General features: G+C 66.9%; 18 protein-coding genes. 11 read left to right on the forward strand and 7 right to left on the reverse strand.

Annotation, left to right across the window (positions count from 1 at the left end; all coding sequences use genetic code 11):
- Positions 1-220: 220 nt before the first annotated feature.
- On the reverse strand, positions 221-601 hold the full coding sequence (locus tag V6M49_RS09540; protein WP_332760959.1) for a TFIIB-type zinc ribbon-containing protein: 381 nt from the start codon (positions 599-601) through the stop codon (positions 221-223).
- Positions 602-703: 102 nt separating this feature from the next.
- Positions 704-1,330 (reverse strand): CE1759 family FMN reductase, encoded by a 627-nt coding sequence (locus V6M49_RS09545; protein WP_056341725.1) that lies wholly within the window; start codon positions 1,328-1,330, stop codon positions 704-706.
- A 451-nt stretch (positions 1,331-1,781) separates the two neighbouring features.
- Between V6M49_RS09545 and V6M49_RS09550 the strand changes: the two genes are divergently transcribed.
- From V6M49_RS09550 to V6M49_RS09585, 8 genes are all read left to right on the forward strand, one after another.
- A complete protein-coding gene (locus V6M49_RS09550; RefSeq protein ID WP_141138841.1) occupies positions 1,782-2,873 on the forward strand; it encodes a hypothetical protein in 1,092 nt (363 codons plus the stop codon).
- Position 2,874: 1 nt separating this feature from the next.
- A complete protein-coding gene (locus tag V6M49_RS09555) occupies positions 2,875-3,705 on the forward strand; it encodes a glycosyltransferase (protein WP_141138842.1) in 831 nt (276 codons plus the stop codon).
- Between the two features lie 178 nt (positions 3,706-3,883).
- Positions 3,884-4,978, forward strand: coding sequence for a polysaccharide biosynthesis protein (locus V6M49_RS09560; protein WP_332760968.1), 1,095 nt, complete (start codon positions 3,884-3,886; stop codon positions 4,976-4,978).
- Positions 4,975-6,765: a glycosyltransferase gene (locus V6M49_RS09565; protein ID WP_332760960.1), complete on the forward strand. Its 1,791-nt coding sequence runs from the start codon at positions 4,975-4,977 to the stop codon at positions 6,763-6,765. The genes V6M49_RS09560 and V6M49_RS09565 overlap by 4 nt, the downstream gene beginning before the upstream one ends.
- On the forward strand, positions 6,762-7,103 hold the full coding sequence (locus V6M49_RS09570) for a hypothetical protein (protein ID WP_332760961.1): 342 nt from the start codon (positions 6,762-6,764) through the stop codon (positions 7,101-7,103). The genes V6M49_RS09565 and V6M49_RS09570 overlap by 4 nt, the downstream gene beginning before the upstream one ends.
- Positions 7,100-7,315, forward strand: coding sequence for a hypothetical protein (locus tag V6M49_RS09575; protein WP_254749606.1), 216 nt, complete (start codon positions 7,100-7,102; stop codon positions 7,313-7,315). Before V6M49_RS09570 ends, V6M49_RS09575 begins: the two co-directional genes overlap by 4 nt.
- The gene (locus tag V6M49_RS09580) at positions 7,312-8,364 is read left to right on the forward strand and encodes a hypothetical protein (protein ID WP_332760962.1); all 1,053 of its coding nucleotides are present in this window, start codon (positions 7,312-7,314) and stop codon (positions 8,362-8,364) included. Before V6M49_RS09575 ends, V6M49_RS09580 begins: the two co-directional genes overlap by 4 nt.
- A 121-nt stretch (positions 8,365-8,485) precedes the next feature.
- Entirely contained in the window at positions 8,486-8,908 is a 423-nt protein-coding gene (locus V6M49_RS09585) for a DUF1801 domain-containing protein (protein WP_332760963.1), read from the forward strand.
- 170 nt (positions 8,909-9,078) lie between these two features.
- Here the strand turns inward: V6M49_RS09585 and rplI are convergent, their stop codons facing one another.
- From rplI to rpsF, 4 genes are all read right to left on the reverse strand, one after another.
- On the reverse strand, positions 9,079-9,531 hold the full coding sequence (gene rplI, locus V6M49_RS09590) for a 50S ribosomal protein L9 (protein WP_056341694.1): 453 nt from the start codon (positions 9,529-9,531) through the stop codon (positions 9,079-9,081).
- Positions 9,532-9,548: 17 nt separating this feature from the next.
- A complete protein-coding gene (gene rpsR / locus V6M49_RS09595; RefSeq protein WP_003800144.1) occupies positions 9,549-9,788 on the reverse strand; it encodes a 30S ribosomal protein S18 in 240 nt (79 codons plus the stop codon).
- A 128-nt stretch (positions 9,789-9,916) separates the two neighbouring features.
- On the reverse strand, positions 9,917-10,498 hold the full coding sequence (locus tag V6M49_RS09600) for a single-stranded DNA-binding protein (protein ID WP_332760964.1): 582 nt from the start codon (positions 10,496-10,498) through the stop codon (positions 9,917-9,919).
- A gap of 72 nt (positions 10,499-10,570) precedes the next feature.
- Positions 10,571-10,876, reverse strand: coding sequence for a 30S ribosomal protein S6 (rpsF, locus tag V6M49_RS09605; protein WP_011693941.1), 306 nt, complete (start codon positions 10,874-10,876; stop codon positions 10,571-10,573).
- Positions 10,877-11,303: 427 nt separating this feature from the next.
- Here rpsF and V6M49_RS09610 point away from each other — a divergent pair, with 427 nt between their 5' ends.
- The 3 genes from V6M49_RS09610 (at position 11,304) to V6M49_RS09620 (ending at position 16,035) form a co-directional block, all read left to right on the forward strand.
- A complete protein-coding gene (locus V6M49_RS09610) occupies positions 11,304-13,997 on the forward strand; it encodes an AAA family ATPase (RefSeq protein ID WP_332760965.1) in 2,694 nt (897 codons plus the stop codon).
- A gap of 242 nt (positions 13,998-14,239) precedes the next feature.
- Positions 14,240-15,403, forward strand: a complete 1,164-nt coding sequence (locus V6M49_RS09615; RefSeq protein WP_246848663.1) for a DegT/DnrJ/EryC1/StrS family aminotransferase — start codon at positions 14,240-14,242, stop codon at positions 15,401-15,403.
- Positions 15,400-16,035 carry a NeuD/PglB/VioB family sugar acetyltransferase gene (locus V6M49_RS09620; RefSeq protein WP_332760966.1) on the forward strand — a complete coding sequence of 212 codons (636 nt, stop codon included), beginning with the start codon at positions 15,400-15,402 and terminating at the stop codon, positions 16,033-16,035. Before V6M49_RS09615 ends, V6M49_RS09620 begins: the two co-directional genes overlap by 4 nt.
- Before the next feature lie 99 nt (positions 16,036-16,134).
- Here V6M49_RS09620 and V6M49_RS09625 read toward each other — a convergent pair.
- Positions 16,135-16,786 (reverse strand): glycosyltransferase family 2 protein (locus V6M49_RS09625; RefSeq protein ID WP_332760967.1); only part of this gene is annotated, 652 nt, incomplete at its 5' end.

Raw genomic sequence — 16,786 nt, forward strand, 5'->3', positions numbered from 1 at the left:
GTCAGCAGCAATATGCTCAACGACGAGATCTACGGCCGCATCCGCACGTTGGCGCGCAGTGGCGACACCGAAGGCGCCGCCACTGCGCTGACCAAGCACTCGGACATCTCCATGAAGCAGGCACGCGAGTTCATCGCCCTCCTGGACGACTAGGGCTCCTGGGCGGCTACGCTCCCGGACCCCAGGGCTCCCAGCCGCGGCACAGTACGCCGTCCGGCCGTCAGAAGTCGAAGATGTCTCCCAGCCAGCCTTCCTTCTTTTTGGGCCGCCGGCGGTCGTGGTCGCGGTCATACCCCGGCTTGTCGTACTTCCGGTCGTCGTAGCGCGGCTGGTCGTAACGGGGCTGCTCGTACCGCGGCTGCTCTCGGCGGGGTTCAAAGTTCGGATACAGCGGGGGCGGAACCGGAGCAGCGACAGGCGCCGCGGCCGCCGGGCGCGCCGGCGTATGAGCGCGGCCGTTCATAGCTTCGTTGGCGCGGTCGATGATCTTGTCCAGCTCACCGCGGTCGAGCCAGACTCCGCGGCACTGCGGGCAGTAGTCGATCTCGACGCCGCTGCGTTCGCTCATTATCAGGTCAATTGAATCCACAGGACATTTCATGTTCCGGTCAACGACCGGGGACACCGAATAGTTCAGACGCCGGGATCCCGGGCGCTGACGGGGGAGCTTTGCGGACGGGCGCGGGCTTTGCGGACCGGCGCCTTAGCGTCCGCCGGAAATGCCTGCCAGGAGCTGTGCGAACGGCAGGGACTCCAGTGCCGCCGGCTTGCGGCCGGGCTGATCCTCCGCGAGGAGGGCGGCAAACTCAGCCGCCGCCCGGTCGATCCGCGATGAGAGGGGCGAGCCGCCGTCGTCCGTGTTTCCCCAGTCCTGGGGGCCGGCGAAAACGGCCGTAGCGGCCATCCTGGTGCGCAGGTAGCTGAACAGCGGGCGCATCGCGTACTCGAGGACCATCTGGTGGCGGTCCGTGCCGCCAGTGGCACCCAGGAGGACAGCCTTCCCGTCCAGGGACTTGGGGTCCAGGACGTCAATGAAGGACTTGAACAGGCCGCTGTAGGAAGCGCTGAACACCGGGCTAACGGCAATGATGCCGTCGGTTGCCTCCACGCCGGCAATGACATCCGCCAGGCGAGGGGCCGCATAGCCGGTGACAAAGTTGTTGGCGATGTCCACCGCGAGGTCCCGGAGCTCAACGACCTCAACCTTCACCTCGAAACCCGCGTCGGCGAGGCGGTGCTCTGCTGCAGCGGCGAGCTGGTCGGCGAGCAGCCTGCTCGAGGACGGCACGCCCAGGCCGGCGGACAGTACGGTGATGCGGCGGGTTTCCACTTGGACTCCTGAGGTTCGGTACAGCCTATGCTACATGTGTTTGCATGTATCGAGATAACCGGTGCCCGTCCGCGTTTATTCCAGCGGTGCCAGGTCACCGGCGGTTGCACTCCGGGCGGCATGAAACGAGTATTTGCGTTTTCCGGGGTGCGCGGGACGTGCACCCTGCTACCTAAAGCGCTCACGGGACAGGTCCCCGATGCACCTAACAGATCACTTGGCGCTGCCCCTCCACACCTAGCTCTGGCGGGAGCACGAAATTCCCTATGTAGGACGCGATACAAAAAGCGAGTACTCAGTACTGGTGTTTACCTGGCCGGGCTGGTCATATGCTCAATTTACGGGCAGAGTCACTCGGCCGGGGGTTTCGAATTCCTCTAGAGGCACTGGCTGGATTAGTCGCCGGGGCCGAGACACCAACCGACCGAGACCACCCAGACAGGAGACAACCATGCGCACCTGGCAGAGCAAGGCACTGCACTTCGACATTCACGGCCGCATCACGATCCGCGTCGACGCAAAGGCGCCGTCAGCGACCCAGCTCCAGAGCATGTTGGCGTGTTTCGCCACCGACACCGAACGGCCGGCCGACATCGTCGTCGACGCCGGGCCGGAGCCAATGCCGGATGCGGGTCTGCTCGAGCACGAGCTTGCGTACACGGGGAACAGCGTGCGCTTCCAAGCCGATCGGGTCCAGATCGTGAGGGACGCAGAGCAGTGGCGCATTCACGGGCCGGGCGAGCTGTTGACCTCCGTGGTCCCTGTTCTCGATGTCGCCATGGTCGGTCGAGGAGCCGGCATGATCCACGCGGCAACGATGGCGTACCGGGGTCACGCGATTGCGCTTCCCGCCGCCGGAGGGACCGGTAAGACGAGCACCGCTGCCAAGCTGATGCGGCGCGAGGGGTGGTCGTTCATGGGTGACGACTGGGCCTTCCTCGCCGAGGACGCCACACTGCTCGGCTACGCGAAGCCGATGTTCATCAAGCCGCACCACCGGGCCATCTACCCGCACCTTTTCGAAGGTGTCCGGAAACCCCTCGTCCCGTCACAGCTCTCGAAGAGCGTCGGCCGTCTCACGACGGTGGTGCATCCTTACGTCATCCGTTATCCGCGCCTCGCGGACTTCTCCAGGCGATGGTCGCCGGAGCACCGCATGGTCGAGGCGGGGACCGCGTTCCCGGGGCGAGAAGTGACGACCTCGGCCCCGCTCGCGGCCGCCATCTACATCGAGCGCTTCGAGGGCGCCCGGTCTCGGATCGTCGAGCGGACGAGCGACTGGATGGTCGACCGCATGATCGGCAACTTCCACATCGAGATGGCGGGCTTTTCGCAGCGGGTCGTGACTGGCCTGGCGGCCACGTCCGTCCTCCCGTGGCGCGAGCACTTCGCGGCGAAGGGGGTCGTGCTGAGCAAGGCACTCGACGGACGTCCCTGCCACCTGCTGCAGGTGCCCTCCGCGTACACGGCGGACGAAGCGTCGGACGACATCGTCCGGTACCTCGAGGAGCTGCTGCCGTCGGTCCTCGACCAGGAGGCCTGAGGTGCGGGACACAGAGAGTCACAGCCTTGCCGAGGTCACCGCGGTCGTTCCGGCCCGCAACGCGGAGCACCTGCTCCCGCGCTGTCTGGGGGCCCTGCGTCAGTCAGGTGTAGCCGAGATCATCGTGGTGGACGGATGCTCCACCGACCGCACCGTCGAGCTCGCCCTCGCGGCCGGTGCCCGGGTCCTGAGTGACGAGGGGCGCGGCCTGCCATGGGCTCGAACGCTCGGTGTGCAGAGCAGCAGCACCCGTTGGGTCCTGCTCGTCGACGCCGACGTCGTGTTCGGGCCCGCAGGGGTTGCCGACCTGCTCGCGGAGCTGGTCGAGGGCGGCTACGACGCCCTCCAGGCCGGTCTGGAAAGTGTCGCCGGACCGGGCTACTGGGGGCAGGCGCTGGCACATCACCATCGCACCGGCCGCAGCCGCAACTGGTTCGGGCTCGTGGCGACGGTCGTGGACCGGGACCTGATGCTGGGCGTGGGTTTCGACGACTCGTTCAAGTCGGGAGAGGACATCGAGCTGCGTTGGCGGATGCGGGAGTCAGGGCTGCGAACGGCGGTGTCACGCCGGGTCGTCGTCGAACATCGTTTCGCCGCAGACGACTTCGACTTCGCGCTCGACCAGTTCCTCATGGACGGAACGGGTCTGGGACGTATGGTCCGCAAGCACGGCTGGCGCGGTGCGAGGTTGGCGCTGCTGCCCTTCGCCGCGGCAGTCCGGGGCAGCGCCTTGAGCCTCGCCGCGGGCCAGCCTCGGTGGCTGCGCTACTACTTCGCCTTCTGCTGGTATAACTACGCAGGCCTGGCGAAGGGGTTGCGTCGTGAGCGCTGAGCGGGGGACCACTGTCAGGGACGGCTCGACCGCCCGGCACTCCGCCTTGCGCAGCTCGCTCGGCCTCATCGTGGGCAAGGCCGCCCAGACAGGCGCGGGTTTCGCCTTCTGGGTAGTGGCCGCGCGCGCGACGTCCGACCGTGAAGTCGGGCTCACCATGGCCGCCGTCGCGGCGGTGATGATCTGCACGCAGCTCGCGGTGCTGGGCGCCGGGTCGGCCGTGATCGTCGCGGTGGGGCGAGGGGAGCCGCCCGCGCGGGTGCTGGACGCCGCGTTCGCCATCGTGGGGGTCGCCGGCACCGTGCTGGCCCTCGGCTACCTCGTGCTGCAGTCGGCCGTGACGCCGGACACGGCCTCGCTATCGGTTCTCTTCTGGCTCACGTTCCTCGTGGCTGCCGTCACCGGCACCCTGGTCATCGTGCTGGACCAGGCGCTCGTGGCGTTGGGACGCGGTGCCAGCGCGAGCTTAAGATACGCGTTGGGCGGCGGGGTCTCACTCGGGGCTGCAGCGCTCGTGGCCTGGAGGGCGCATGGCGCCTCCGCCGACGTGCTGATGGCCTGCTGGACCCTCGGGACGACCGTGGCGTGCGTGGTCGGCGCAGTCCAGCTGCGAAGACTGGTCGGCTACCGGCCGCGGTTGTCCTTGCGCCCGGCGCGCGGCCGTCCACTGCTGGCGGTGGGCCTTCCGTACCAGCTCCTCACCCTCACCGAGCGCGCTCCGGGGCTGGTGCTGCCGCTCCTGCTCGCGCACATGGTGGCGCCGGAGGCAGCTGCCTACTGGTATCCCGCATGGATGATGGCCTGGGCCGCCTACTCCGCTCCGATGCTGATGGGCATCGTCCAGTTCTCCGAGGGTGTCCGGGACCCGGCCCGCCTGGTGTCGACCACCTGGGCGAGTCTCCGTTGGTCACTCGTCGTAGGAGGTCTGGCTGCCGCCGTCCTCGTCCTCCTCGCTCACCCGCTGCTCAGCCTGCTGGGGGAGCGGTACGCCGACTCGTCCGCCGGAGCTCTGCGGTGGTTGGCGGCCGGACTGGTGCCGTACGCGGTGCTGCAGGCCTACAACGCCGTGTGCCGGGCCCTCGGTCGCTACACGGAGGCGATCGTGGTCGGCGTGATGCTCGGAGTCGCCCTCTGCGCCGCAGCGCTGTGGACCGCCGACAGGGGCCCCACCGCCATGGCCCTTGCGTGGCTGGTGGTGCTCTCCATTGTGGCCGCGGCGGTCGGACTCCGGCTGGTCGCCGTCCTCCGACGCATAAGGAAGGACGCACGATGAGACACTCGGTGACCGGCACGGTCGATGCAACCAGCCGCACGGAGGGACGCTGGAAGCCCCGCGACGTGTGGTGCGCACTGGCGGGCGTCGTGTCGCTGGCGCTTGCCGCGGGGGCCGCCTCCACGGTGGCCGTACCCGTGAACAGCGACCTGGGGCTCGTCGCCGTGCTGCCCTACCCGTTCTGGGCGGGGGTTCTGCTTCTGAACGTCGCCTTCGTCGTGGCGCTGCGGGGGGATGCCGCGGGCCCGGCGCGCCGCCCGGTCATGGTGTGGCTCGTCGTGGTGCTCGTGCTCGTGCTCTTCGGGACCGCAGCCTTCGTGACGGACGTACCGCGGGGTGAGGTCGCGTTCCGTCATCTCGGCATCGCCGACGCCCTCTCGGGCACCCAGGGGATCGCCCCGGACACCGACGCGTACTTCAACTGGCCGGGTTTCTTCGCCCTCCTGGCGGCGGTGCTCGAGGCGACCGGTCTCGACCCGGTGGCCGTTGCCCTGTGGGCACCGGTGCTCAACATGGGTCTGTGGCTCGCTGCCCTGGGCGTGCTGACGGGCTACCTGACGCGCGATCCGCGACGGCGCTGGCTCGTGCTCTGGATCTTCTGTCTCGGCAACTGGCAGGACCAGGACTACCTGTCTCCCCAGGCTTTCGGCTTCTTCCTGTACCTCGTCGTGGTCGCGCTGCTCATCGGCCCGTTGGCCGCGCGGACCCCCGAGTTCCGCGGCTACCGACGCGCCGACCTGGCGGCATGGTGGCGAGGGCGGTCGCCCGCCGAGCCCCGGCCGGGGCACCGTGTGAGCGCCCTCGTGGTGACCCTATTGCTCGTCACTGTCATCTGCGCGAGCCATCAGCTGACGCCGTTCATCGTGCTCATCGCCATCACCGCTCTCACCCTGAGCGGACGTGTCTGGCCCAGCCGGCTGCCCCTGATCACCGCCGTCGTGCTGACGCTCTGGCTCGTCTACCCCGCGAGTGCATACCTCATCGGGAACCCACCCCTGGCGGAAGCAGGACTGCTGGCCGCGACCGAGGCGAACGTCATCGACCGCCTGAGCGGGACCGCTGGTCACGTGCTCGTGGTGCAGGTCCGGATCGTTCTCACCCTCGTGTTGTGGGCACTCGCCGCGGCGGGGGCGGTGCGCGACCGGCGCAGAGGACGTCTCGACATTCGGGTAGTCCTCCTGGCCGTCGCCCCACTGCTGCTCTTCCCCGCGCAGCTGTACGGCGGGGAGATGCTCATCCGCGTCTCGCTGTTCGCGCTGCCCTTCATCGCCTTGCAGGCGTGCTCGGTCCTCCTTCCCACGGACGGCAGCACACGCCCCTCCTCCCGCGCCGCGGGGGGCCTCGTCCTCACCTGCTTCCTGCTGGCCGTGCTGACCGTGACGGGCCGTTTCGGGAACGCCCAGTATGACGTCTTCACCGACCCTGAGATCGCCGCCGTCGCCGCCGTGCAGCGTCTCGCGCCCCCCGGCTCGACGATCATCTCGGCTGCCCACCCGACGCCGTGGCGCAGCGAGGCCTACCTCGACCACCGGGCCCGGACGATCGACGACATGTGCCGGTCCGACTTGTCGACGGCGACGTGCGGCCCACTCGTCTACGACTACGCCCGGCACAGCCCTGGCGGTGCCGTCGTATTGCTCACGCGCTCGTCGGAGGCGAGTCTCGTGCTCCAGGGCTCCAGCAGCGCGGGCGGCTTCGCCGAGCTGGAGAAGTGGCTGAGCACGCAGGACGGCGTGGAGCTCGCGTTCAGCAACGTCGACGCACGCGTGTACCGGGTGACGCCATGAACGGCGTCAGCGTCAGCCGGCACACCTTGGTGCTCGGTCTCGCGGCCGTCGCGCTGTCGGTGGTGACGCTCGTCGGGCTGCCCACACCGCTGCAGGCGGTCGCCGCGATAGCGGTCCTGATCCTGCTCCCGGGGCAGGCACTGGCCCGACTCCTGCAGGTGACCGACCTCGCGCTCGGCGCTTTGCTCGTCCTGGCGCTCGGCCTCGCCACGCTCACGGCGGTCTCCACGGCGATGTTTTACCTCGCTGTGTGGTCCTGGCAGGCGTGCGTCGTCACGATGGGCGTCATCACCGTCCTCGCGTGCCTGGCACGCGCACGACAGGAGGCCGCGTCATGATCGACGTCATTATCAACCTGGCGGGACTGCTCGCGGCTGCCGCCCTGCTCATCACCCTCATCGCGCTCGAGGTCCGACGCGCCGGACCAGATGCCGGGCAGCCCACTCGCCTGCGGCTCCTTGGCCTAACGGTGAGCCCCATGGTCGTCGCCGTCATGTGGACGATGTACCTGCTCCTCTTCCTTCCGCGATTGCTGGGACTGCTCACGTGAGCCTCGCGGCGAGGTGGTGGCTCCTCAGCGACCTCCACCTGGGCGTGTCGGACGACGACCCCCGCTCCCCCGGCAGCGTGCTGCCCGAGTTCCTGCGCCGCGAGGTGCTCGCAGCCTCCGGTCCGCAGCAGCACGTCGCCTTCGTCGGTGACACGTTCGAGCTGGCCGGGTTCACCGAGGACGAGAGCCTGGCCCGGCTTGAGTCCATCCTCGCCCGCCACCCAGAGACGTTCCGGGCGCTGGCGGCGTGTGCCGCGCGCGGCGTGCAGCTGCACTTCGTGTGCGGCAACCACGACGTGGAGCTGGCCCGGCCCTCGGTTGCCGCCCGACTGTCGGCGCTGCTGTCACCCGCCGAGCCCACGCGGATCCGGGTGCACCCGTGGTTCCTGCACGTGCCCCACGTGCTCGTGGCCGAGCACGGGCACCAGCACCACGCGCTGCACCGGATGCCCGAGGTACTCCGCGCGGCGGTCAATGGCACCGACGAGCTGAACCTACCCCCGCTCGCCGCCTGGAACGCCCATCCGTCGAGGTCGCGCCTGAGCCGTGCCGGGGCCGTTGCCCGGGCCTGCCTGGAGTCCGAGCGGGCGGAACGCCGAGTCCGGGAGCTTGCGTACGACGAGCTGTTGCAGACCGAGTCACTGCGGCTCGCCCTCGACGGGGTGGCCGTTCGGGACCTGGCGCGCCTGTCCCGGTTCCGAACGGTGTCGGCGCTCCCGGTCACCGCGACTCGCATGGTGCTCGCGGCCGCCGGGCGCAGAGTCGCCGGCGAGGAGGCTCCTGCTGCAGCGGGCCGGTTCGCACGTACGCTCGAGGCGCACGGTTCCGGGGTGGCCTGGTACGTCTCGGGCCACACCCACCGGGCCCTCGAGGCGGCGATCGAAGGGTCTCCCACCCGGTACGTCAACACCGGCACGTGGTGTTCGGACGTCCGCGGTCGCGGACCTGACCAGTCGGACCGTCGGGCGTTCCCGTACGCCGTGGTCGACGTCGCCGGCGACGGCACCACCAGCGGCGGGCTGCGGTACTGGCGTCCGGACGGTGGCTGAGCCGTACCGGTGTCAGCGCACCGCCGGCGGCGGGCGGGGGAAGAATTCTGGCTCACCGCCGCAGGCCACCACCCGGACCGGCGTGGCTGACAAGTGACCTGGGCTCTGCCAGACTTCCGTCATGGCTGAAAACAAGACCCAGGCAACCGGCGCCTCAGTGGACGAATTCCTGGCCGCAGTGGAGGACCCTGTCAGGCGCCGTGATGGCCTGCGGCTGCTGGCGCTCATGAGGGAGATCACCGGCAAAGAGCCCGAGATGTGGGGGCCGACCATCGTGGGCTTTGGGCGGTACCACTACAAATACGAGAGCGGCAGGGAAGGGGACGCGGCGGCGGTGGGCTTTTCACCCCGGAAGGCAAGCCTCTCGCTCTACGGGCTGATGTACGGGCCCGAGGCTGCGGAACTGCTGCCCCGGCTCGGGAAGCACAAGACCGGTGCGGGGTGCCTGTACGTGAACAGGCTCGACGACGTGGACCAGGCGGTGCTGGCCGAGCTGATCAAGGCAGGCTACAGGCACGTGACCACAGCCCTTCACAGCCCCTGACTTCCCGCCTCCTGGCCAAAGCAACGCGGGGTCACTTAATGCCCCTCAAGAGGCCTTTTTGCGGGCATTAAGTGACTTCGCGTTGCCTATGGAAGAAGGCACAAGAAACCCCCGCCGCCGGTGACGGCAACGGGGGTTTTTGTGCAGTTGAGGCTGCGTAACCGGAAAGGCTACTTGCCTGCGACTACGTTGAGTTCGATCACAGCGGCAACGTCAGCGTGAAGGCGGACGTTGGCCTGGTAGGAACCAACCGACTTGATGTGTGCCGGCAGTTCAACCTTGCGCTTGTCGATTTTGCCAAGGCCAGCGGCCTCAACAGCGTCGGCTACGTCGGCCTGCTTGACGGTGCCGAACAGGCGTCCGGTCTCGCCAGCCTTGACGACGAGCTTGACCGGCTTGGCGGAGAGTGCAGCGGCCTGCTTCTGAGCGTCTTCCAGGGAAGCGTGCTCGCGGGCGGCGCGGGCAGTCTTGATGGACTCAACCTGCTTCTCGCCACCCTTCGACCAGGTCAGGGCGAAGTTGCGGGGCAGCAGGTAGTTACGTGCGTAACCGTCCTTGACCTCGACAACGTCGCCAGCGGCACCGAGACCGGTTACTTCGTGGGTCAGAATGAGCTTTGCCATGTTAGTCAGTCCCTTCCTTAGCCGCGGCCAGCGCCGGAGTAGGGCAGCAGTGCAACTTCGCGGGCGTTCTTGATTGCCTGGGCGATCTTGCGCTGTTCCTGCACCGTGACGCCAGTGACGCGACGGGCGCGGATCTTTCCGCGGTCGGAGATGAACTTGCGCAGCAATGCTACGTCCTTGTAGTCGATGACAGTGATGTCAGCGGCCTTCAAGGGGTTGGACTTTGGTTTGGGCTTACGGAGTTCAGCCTTAGCCATCGTGGAGCTCCTATTCTATGGAGCCCGTGGATGTTGATCCACGGGATGGTGGTGGTCCGACGGCGGCAGCCGCATCAGGTGCCTTGCGGCACTTTCGGCGGTCCCGACGTCGGGCCTAAATGATTGGTTTAGAAGGGAGGTTCGGAATCGGGGCCGTTGCCCCAGCCACCACCTGCATTGGAGACACCGGGCGTCGCCCAGGGATCCTCCTGTGCAGCCGGCTGGTTGCCGCCACCGAAGCCTCCACCGGAGTTGCCACCCTGGTTTCCACCAGTGTTGCCGCCTCCGAAGCCACCGCCGCTGTTGCCGCCGCCGAAGCCACCCTGACCACCCTGACCGCCGGAGCGCTGGGTGCGGTTGACCTTGGCATTGGCGTAACGCAGGCTCGGGCCGATTTCATCGACTTCGAGCTCGATAACGGTGCGCTTTTCGCCTTCTTTTGTTTCGTAGGAACGGCTCTTCAAACGGCCGGAAACGATCACGCGCATGCCCTTGGTGAGGGACTCGGCGACGTTCTCGGCTGCTTCACGCCAAACCGCTGCGCGGAGGAACAGGGTTTCCCCGTCCTTCCACTCATTGGACTGGCGGTCAAAGGTGCGCGGGGTGGAAGCGATGGTGAAGTTCGCGACTGCCGAACCTGACGGTGTGAACCGCAATTCCGGGTCACTGGTGAGATTACCGATGACCGTAATAGTGGTTTCGCCTGCCATCTACTGCCTCCTTGTTCGATCCTGGGTGAAGAATTCGATCCTGCGGGTAAAGAATGAAAATCGGAGCTGAAATTACTCAGCAACAACCTTCTGCTCTTCGGGGCGGGTGATCTTGGTGCGCATGATGGTCTCGTTAAGAGACAGCTGGCGGTCAAGTTCCTTGGCGGTGTCCGGCTTGGCGGTGAAGTTCACCACGGCGTAGATACCTTCGGACTTCTTCTTGATTTCGTAAGCCAGTCGACGACGGCCCCAGATGTCAACCTTTTCGATGGTTCCACCATCGTTGGTGATGACGTTCAGGAACTTCTGAAGCGACGGCTCAACGGTACGCTCTTCGACCTCGGGGTCGATGATTACCATCAATTCGTAAGGACGCATATGTGAACCCACCTCCTTTGGGCTAAGCGGTTACGGCATTTCCGTAACAGGAGGTTCATTTGCGATGCCGTGCGATGCCCGGCCAACAGAACGGAGGCAGGGCGCAGCACAGACTTCAATATCTTAGTGCATTTGGACCGGATAGGCGATTCGCGCTTGACTCAAGGCTACGCGTAGCGCGCGCGTCGCCGGAAGCGTCCGGCGGCTTATGTGGATAACCCGGAAAACAGGCTCCGCGCCTGAGGGCAAAAAGTCTCTGGTGCACGCCGCGGAACAGGGCTATATTTGCAAGAACGGCTGGGTACCGTGCTGGACGCAATGACGCGGCCAGGATAGCCGGTCCGCGTGTCGCGCAAGCGGCTGGATGGACCCAGGATTTTGGATAGAGCAAGCAGTTCGGTCTCCTTCTTCGATGGATGGGGACCACATGTCGTTAATTGGCAGAAGCAGGGAATTGGACCGGATACTCTCCGTAATCAGAGGTCCTAAAGATTCAGCCCTCAAGGTGGTGGGCCGGCGTGGGATGGGCAAATCCGCCCTCCTGTCCGAGATTCCCCGCCTTTCCGACTTCCGGACCGTTTTTCTCACCGCGAGCGTGTCCGAGTCCGACTGGCCGCTCTCCGGCCTTACCGCGCTCCTCACCGGCATCGATGACCCCGTCCTTAACCGCTTCGCCGATGAACTGCTCCGCGATTCCAGCGGCGCCATGAACGTCCCCACTGTCTCCACCATGCTGCTCAACGGGCTGCACCAGCGCTCGTCGTCCCGGACGGTCATCGTCATCGATGATGCCGACCAGTTGGACCCCAGCAGCCAGGCCGTGATCGGCTACCTGGCACGCCGGCTGACCGGGACGGACATGGCACTGTTTATGAGCGTGCGGGAAGAGACTGCCGACAGTCCCTTCGCCTCCCTGCCGGCCCTCCAGCTGGCGCCGCTGAGCTACAACGACACGGTCCGCATGTTGGAGTCCATTCCGGCTCGGCAGACCGCGACTGCGGCGGTCCACGCAGTTGCCGCGGCCACCCAGGGGAACCCGCTCGCCGCCGTCGAGCTTTTTGGGCTGCTGCTGGATCGCCAGGCCGAGGGAAAATACGCACTCCCCGTCCCGCTCCCCGGCAAAGGCAGCTTCGAGGCCGAGTTCGCCGCCACCGTGGGCGGGCTCTCGCCAGGTGCGAGGCAGGTCCTGGACCTCCTCTCGCTGTCCTGCCGCAGCGATATCGCCACCTTGGAACGGGCATGCGACCAACTGTGGGGCGGGATCGACGAACTGCTGGCAAATGGCATGGTCAACAGGTCCGGACCACACCTGAGGATCCAGGACCAGCTGCTCCGGGGCTACGTCTATGCTGCCATGACACCGGCAACGCGGACCGCCAGCCACCGTGCCATGGCGGCCGCGGCGGAGCCCGCGGATCCCTATGCCCACCGCTGGCATCTGAGTTTTACCGCTTTGGAGCGGCAGACTCCGTTTGGCCTGCTCCGGTTTGCCGTTGACCTGATCCGAAGCGGCGAGGTGCCCTTCGCCGTCGAGTACATTGAACGGGCCCTGACGATCAACCCCTGGGAAGCGGAGACCACCGCCAGGCTCACCACGGTGGCCGAACTGCTGTTGAACAGGGGTGAGTTCGTCTACGCCAAGCGCTACCTGGACTGGGCCCAGCGGGTGACGCGGAACCCTGCCTTGGTCCTTCGACTGACAGGCCTCGCCTTCGAGATCCAGTTCATCCAGGGCGGCGCCGTGCGCTCCAGCATGGTGCTCCGGCTGGTGAAGGAACTCGGACAGCATGATCCGGCATTTGCAGCCCGCCTGCTCGTGGCCGGTGCGCTGTACTACGCGGACCGTTGGGAGCTTGAGGACGCCACCGGCCTGGTGCAGTACGCCGAGAAGTACATGGACCATGCCTCCCCCGACTGCCTGGCGCTGGCGGAGGGCGCCCGGCGACTCATCGAGGTGATCGGCGGGAAGTCCGGACAGTTCAGCCGCAAGCCCGACGGCGGGAACGAAACGGTGGCGGCCCTTCTGGTACAGGGCCGCGCGCTGGCCTATGCCGAACACCATGCTGCCGCCCAGGAGGCCTTTGCCCGGGTGCGGAACGTCCTGGAGGCCAGTACCGTCAATTGGCGGGAGACCGCCAATTTCTTTGCTGTGGACAACGAAATCCGTGCCGGCAACGTCCGGAAAGCCGTGAAACTGATCGAGGACCTTGAACTGGCCGAACCGGAAACCAAATACCACCGTGGAATGCGGCACGTCTTCCGGGTCTGGCGGGCCAATGCGCTCGGAAACGAGGAACTCGCCCACGCCTACGCAACAGACGCACAGCACTTCTCCGGGGCGGAAAGCCACCCGGCCATCACGGCGCAACTGGCCGCGTGCCAGGGGCACTTTGCCCTCATGCGCGGAAATCTCGCCGAGTCCTTCGCGCAGCTGTCCCGGGCAGCGGAGATCGGCCAGGCCTTCAGCAACCCGACTCTGCTGCGCTGTGAGGCCGATCTGGTGGAAGTCCTGGTCAGGCTGGGCAGGCACAGGGAAGCCGCCCAGGCACTGTGGCACTTGGAAAGCCGGGCGGTGGGCCTGCGTTCGCCCTGGATCATGATGGCGGTTGCCCGGAGCCGGGCGATGCTGGCTGACGGCGAGCAGTCCCTCCAGATGTTCAACGATGCACTTGCAAACAGGAACGCCCAGGAGTCCCTGCTGGAACGCGCCAGGACACTGCTCTGCTACTCCGAACGCCTCAACGCTTTCGGCCGCATTCGGAGCGCCCGGGACGGTCTGCTTCGTGCCAAAGTGATGTTCGACGAAGCGGGTGCCCATGCCTGGGCCCAGCACGTTGACTCGCTGCTGCTCGACGAGCGGGTGGAACCAGCCGGCACGCCCGACAATCCGGCGATGCTGATGCTTGCAGACCACGAACGCGTGCTGGCCCGAATGGTGGCCCGCGGGATGCGGAACAAGGAAATCGCGGCCACCCTCTATGTGTCCGTCCGTACCGTGGAGGTGCGCCTGACTGCGATTTACAGGAAGCTCGGAGTCGAATCACGAGCCCAGCTGACGGCCCTTGCGGCCGGCAAGGCAGCCGCCCTGGCTAAGGAGCCGTTCGTCCTTCCTGCCGTCTAGGACAGTGGCCGGGCGGCGTGCCCCCGGATGGGTGCGCCCCGCCGCCGGGCCCCGGCTGAGGCGCCGGCGTTGCAGGTACCCGCAGTTCCCGCATTGTTCCCGGCCAGCGCCCGCAGTACCGCCTCCGTTCCGCACCGGAACGGGACGGAACGGACTAATTTTGCAATAGGCAATGCACATCCCGGAACTGCACGTGGGAAGGACTCGGACATGAGAACGGCCACCAGGAAGGCCGGTGCACGGTGACTGCGGAAACCGTCCTTGCGCGCATCAACGTCATGGAACCCTGGCTCGGCGACAAAGAAGCGCGAGCCGTGGCGGACGTCCTGGCCTCCGGTCTGCTCTCGCAAGGGCCCAAGGTCAGGGAGTTCGAGGCGAGGTTCAGCGTTTCTCAAGAAGTGCGCCACGCCGTCGCAACCTCCAGCAGTACCACCGCCCTGCACTTGGCGCTGATAGTGGCCGGCATCGGTCCCGGCGACGACGTGGTGGTGCCGTCGCTGGCCTTCATCGCCACGGCGAATGCGGTGACGTACATCGGGGCACGGCCGGTTTTCTGCGACGTGGACCCCGCCACCGGGACTGTGACGGCGGCAACGGTCCGGGCGGCATTGACCCTGGACACGCGGGCCGTGATCGTGGTGGACCAGTCCGGCGTCCCCGTTGACCTGGACCCCGTCCGCGAGTTGTGCGACCGTCACGAAATCACTGTGATCGAAGACGCCGGCTGCGCCGTTGGCTCGAAATACAAGGGCAGGCCCGTGGGCACGGGGGCCGACATTTCCGTGTGGTCGTTCCACCAGGACAATGTGCTGACCACTGGCGAGGGCGGGATGCTGACAACCCACCGGGCGGACTGGGCGGCACGGGCCCGGAGCCTCCGCGGCCACTCCCTGAACGTGCCGGCGGCGGACCGTCGCGGACCCCGCATTGCCGCGCCGGAGGTGTACGTCGAGATCGGCTTCGACTACCAGATGACGGATCTGCAGGCCACCGTCGGCATCGTGCAGCTCGGCCGGCTGGGCGAGATAGTGGCTCGCCGCCGGGAGATCGCCGCGAAGTATGAGGCAGGGCTTTCCGGCCTGGCTGGTCTGCGGTTCGTGGCCGACCCACCGTACGGGACGGCCAACTTCCAGTCCTTTTGGGTCGAAGTCCTCCCGAATTTCGCCATTGACCGCGAAGGGCTCCTGGCCCGCCTGGCCGACGCCGGAATTTCGGCGCGCCGCGGCGCCATGGCGGCTCACCGGCAGCCTGCCTACCGGTGGCGCCAAACTGGCAACGCAGGGCTCCAGAACACCGAACGGTTGACGGACCGGACCCTGGTTCTCCCGATTTTCCACGGCCTGGACAACGTGGGCCTGAACCGGGTCATGAACACCGTACGGGCGGCCGCCGGTGTACGCCGGTGAGCGAACTCGTGCTGATCGCAGCAAGCGGGCTGGCCCGGGAGGTCCTGACCATGGTCCGCGCCAGCGGGCAGTACGACGTCGTCGGGCTGCTCGACGACGACAAGGAAATGGCAGGCGTCACCGTGGACGGCGCGCCGGTGCTGGGGACCATTGACGACGCCTCCAAGTTCACGCACGCCCTGGTGCTGGTCTGCCTGGCCTCGGGAAAATCCCGGGAAACCGTGGTGGAACGGCTCGCGGCTCAGGGCGTGCGCGATGCCCGGTACGCCACTGCCATCGACCCCACCGTTGAGTGTCCCGAGGGTTGCCGGATCGGCCGAGGCAGCATCATGCTGCGGAATGTGACGCTGACGGCTTCGGTCACGCTTGGGGCTCATGTTGTGGCCATGCCGTCCGTGACTTTCACGCACGACGACGACGTGGCGGACTTCGCGACGTTCGCGGCCGGTGTGTCGCTGGGCGGCGGAGTCCGGATCGGCCGGGCGGCCTACCTGGGACTGAATTCCAGCGTACGTGCATGGACTTCAGTGGGGTCCTACGCGACCGTTGGGAATGGGGCGGCAGTGTTGAGCAACGTACCCGACGGCGAAACATGGGTGGGCGTCCCAGCCCACCCTATCGATCAGGAATGAGGCAGGAAAAGCACTCCGGCGGCACCCCGCACTCCATGGCGGGGGCCAGCTTCAGTGCAGCCCGCTCCTCGACGGCGCTAAGTTCGTCGACGCGTTCGCTCACTGGACCTCCCTCCATGGTGTGCCTATGAGCGCTGTCCCGGCCGACGCGCGGCCCTCGATATGCGCGATCCGGCGCCCTCGCAGATAGCCGGCGGCAGTGCACGCCAGAACGGCCATCACCGCACCAGCGCGGCCCAAGCCGTGGGGGTCTGATCCCCGGCCCCAATCACGAATCCCGGAAAATACGGCCCGCGGCAGTACGCTCCGGACGTAGCGCCGTTCAGGGCCGAGAGCCCGCTTGTGGCCAACGATCTGGCTGACCTGGGCTTTGGAGATACCTTCGGACCAGGAACGCGACAGCATGTAGGGGATGGTTCCCCTGTCCGCCGGCACATGGTGACGGACCAAAGCGGCGGGTTCGTAGACGATCCGTGACCCAGGCGTGCCCATCTTGGAGCGGATGCAAATTTCGGTCTCCTCGCACCCGAGCGGTTTCGTGCCCTGCCGGCCGAGCGAGACATTGAATCCGCCCACCTGCCGCAGGACTTCGAGCCTGAAGGACATGTTTGCGCCGATGACATTCCGTACCTCGGAGGCCACCTTGGGCATTCCGCGGTGGCTGCATCCTACGATCCAGTCGAGCTCTTCACCGAAGTAGCCCGGACGGCCCGTTTCCCACACCGGTTCCACGCGGCCGCCGACGGCCAGG

Origin of the sequence: Pseudarthrobacter sp. (assembly GCF_036675385.1) — a bacterium.
Classification (GTDB): Bacteria; Actinomycetota; Actinomycetes; order Actinomycetales; family Micrococcaceae; genus Arthrobacter.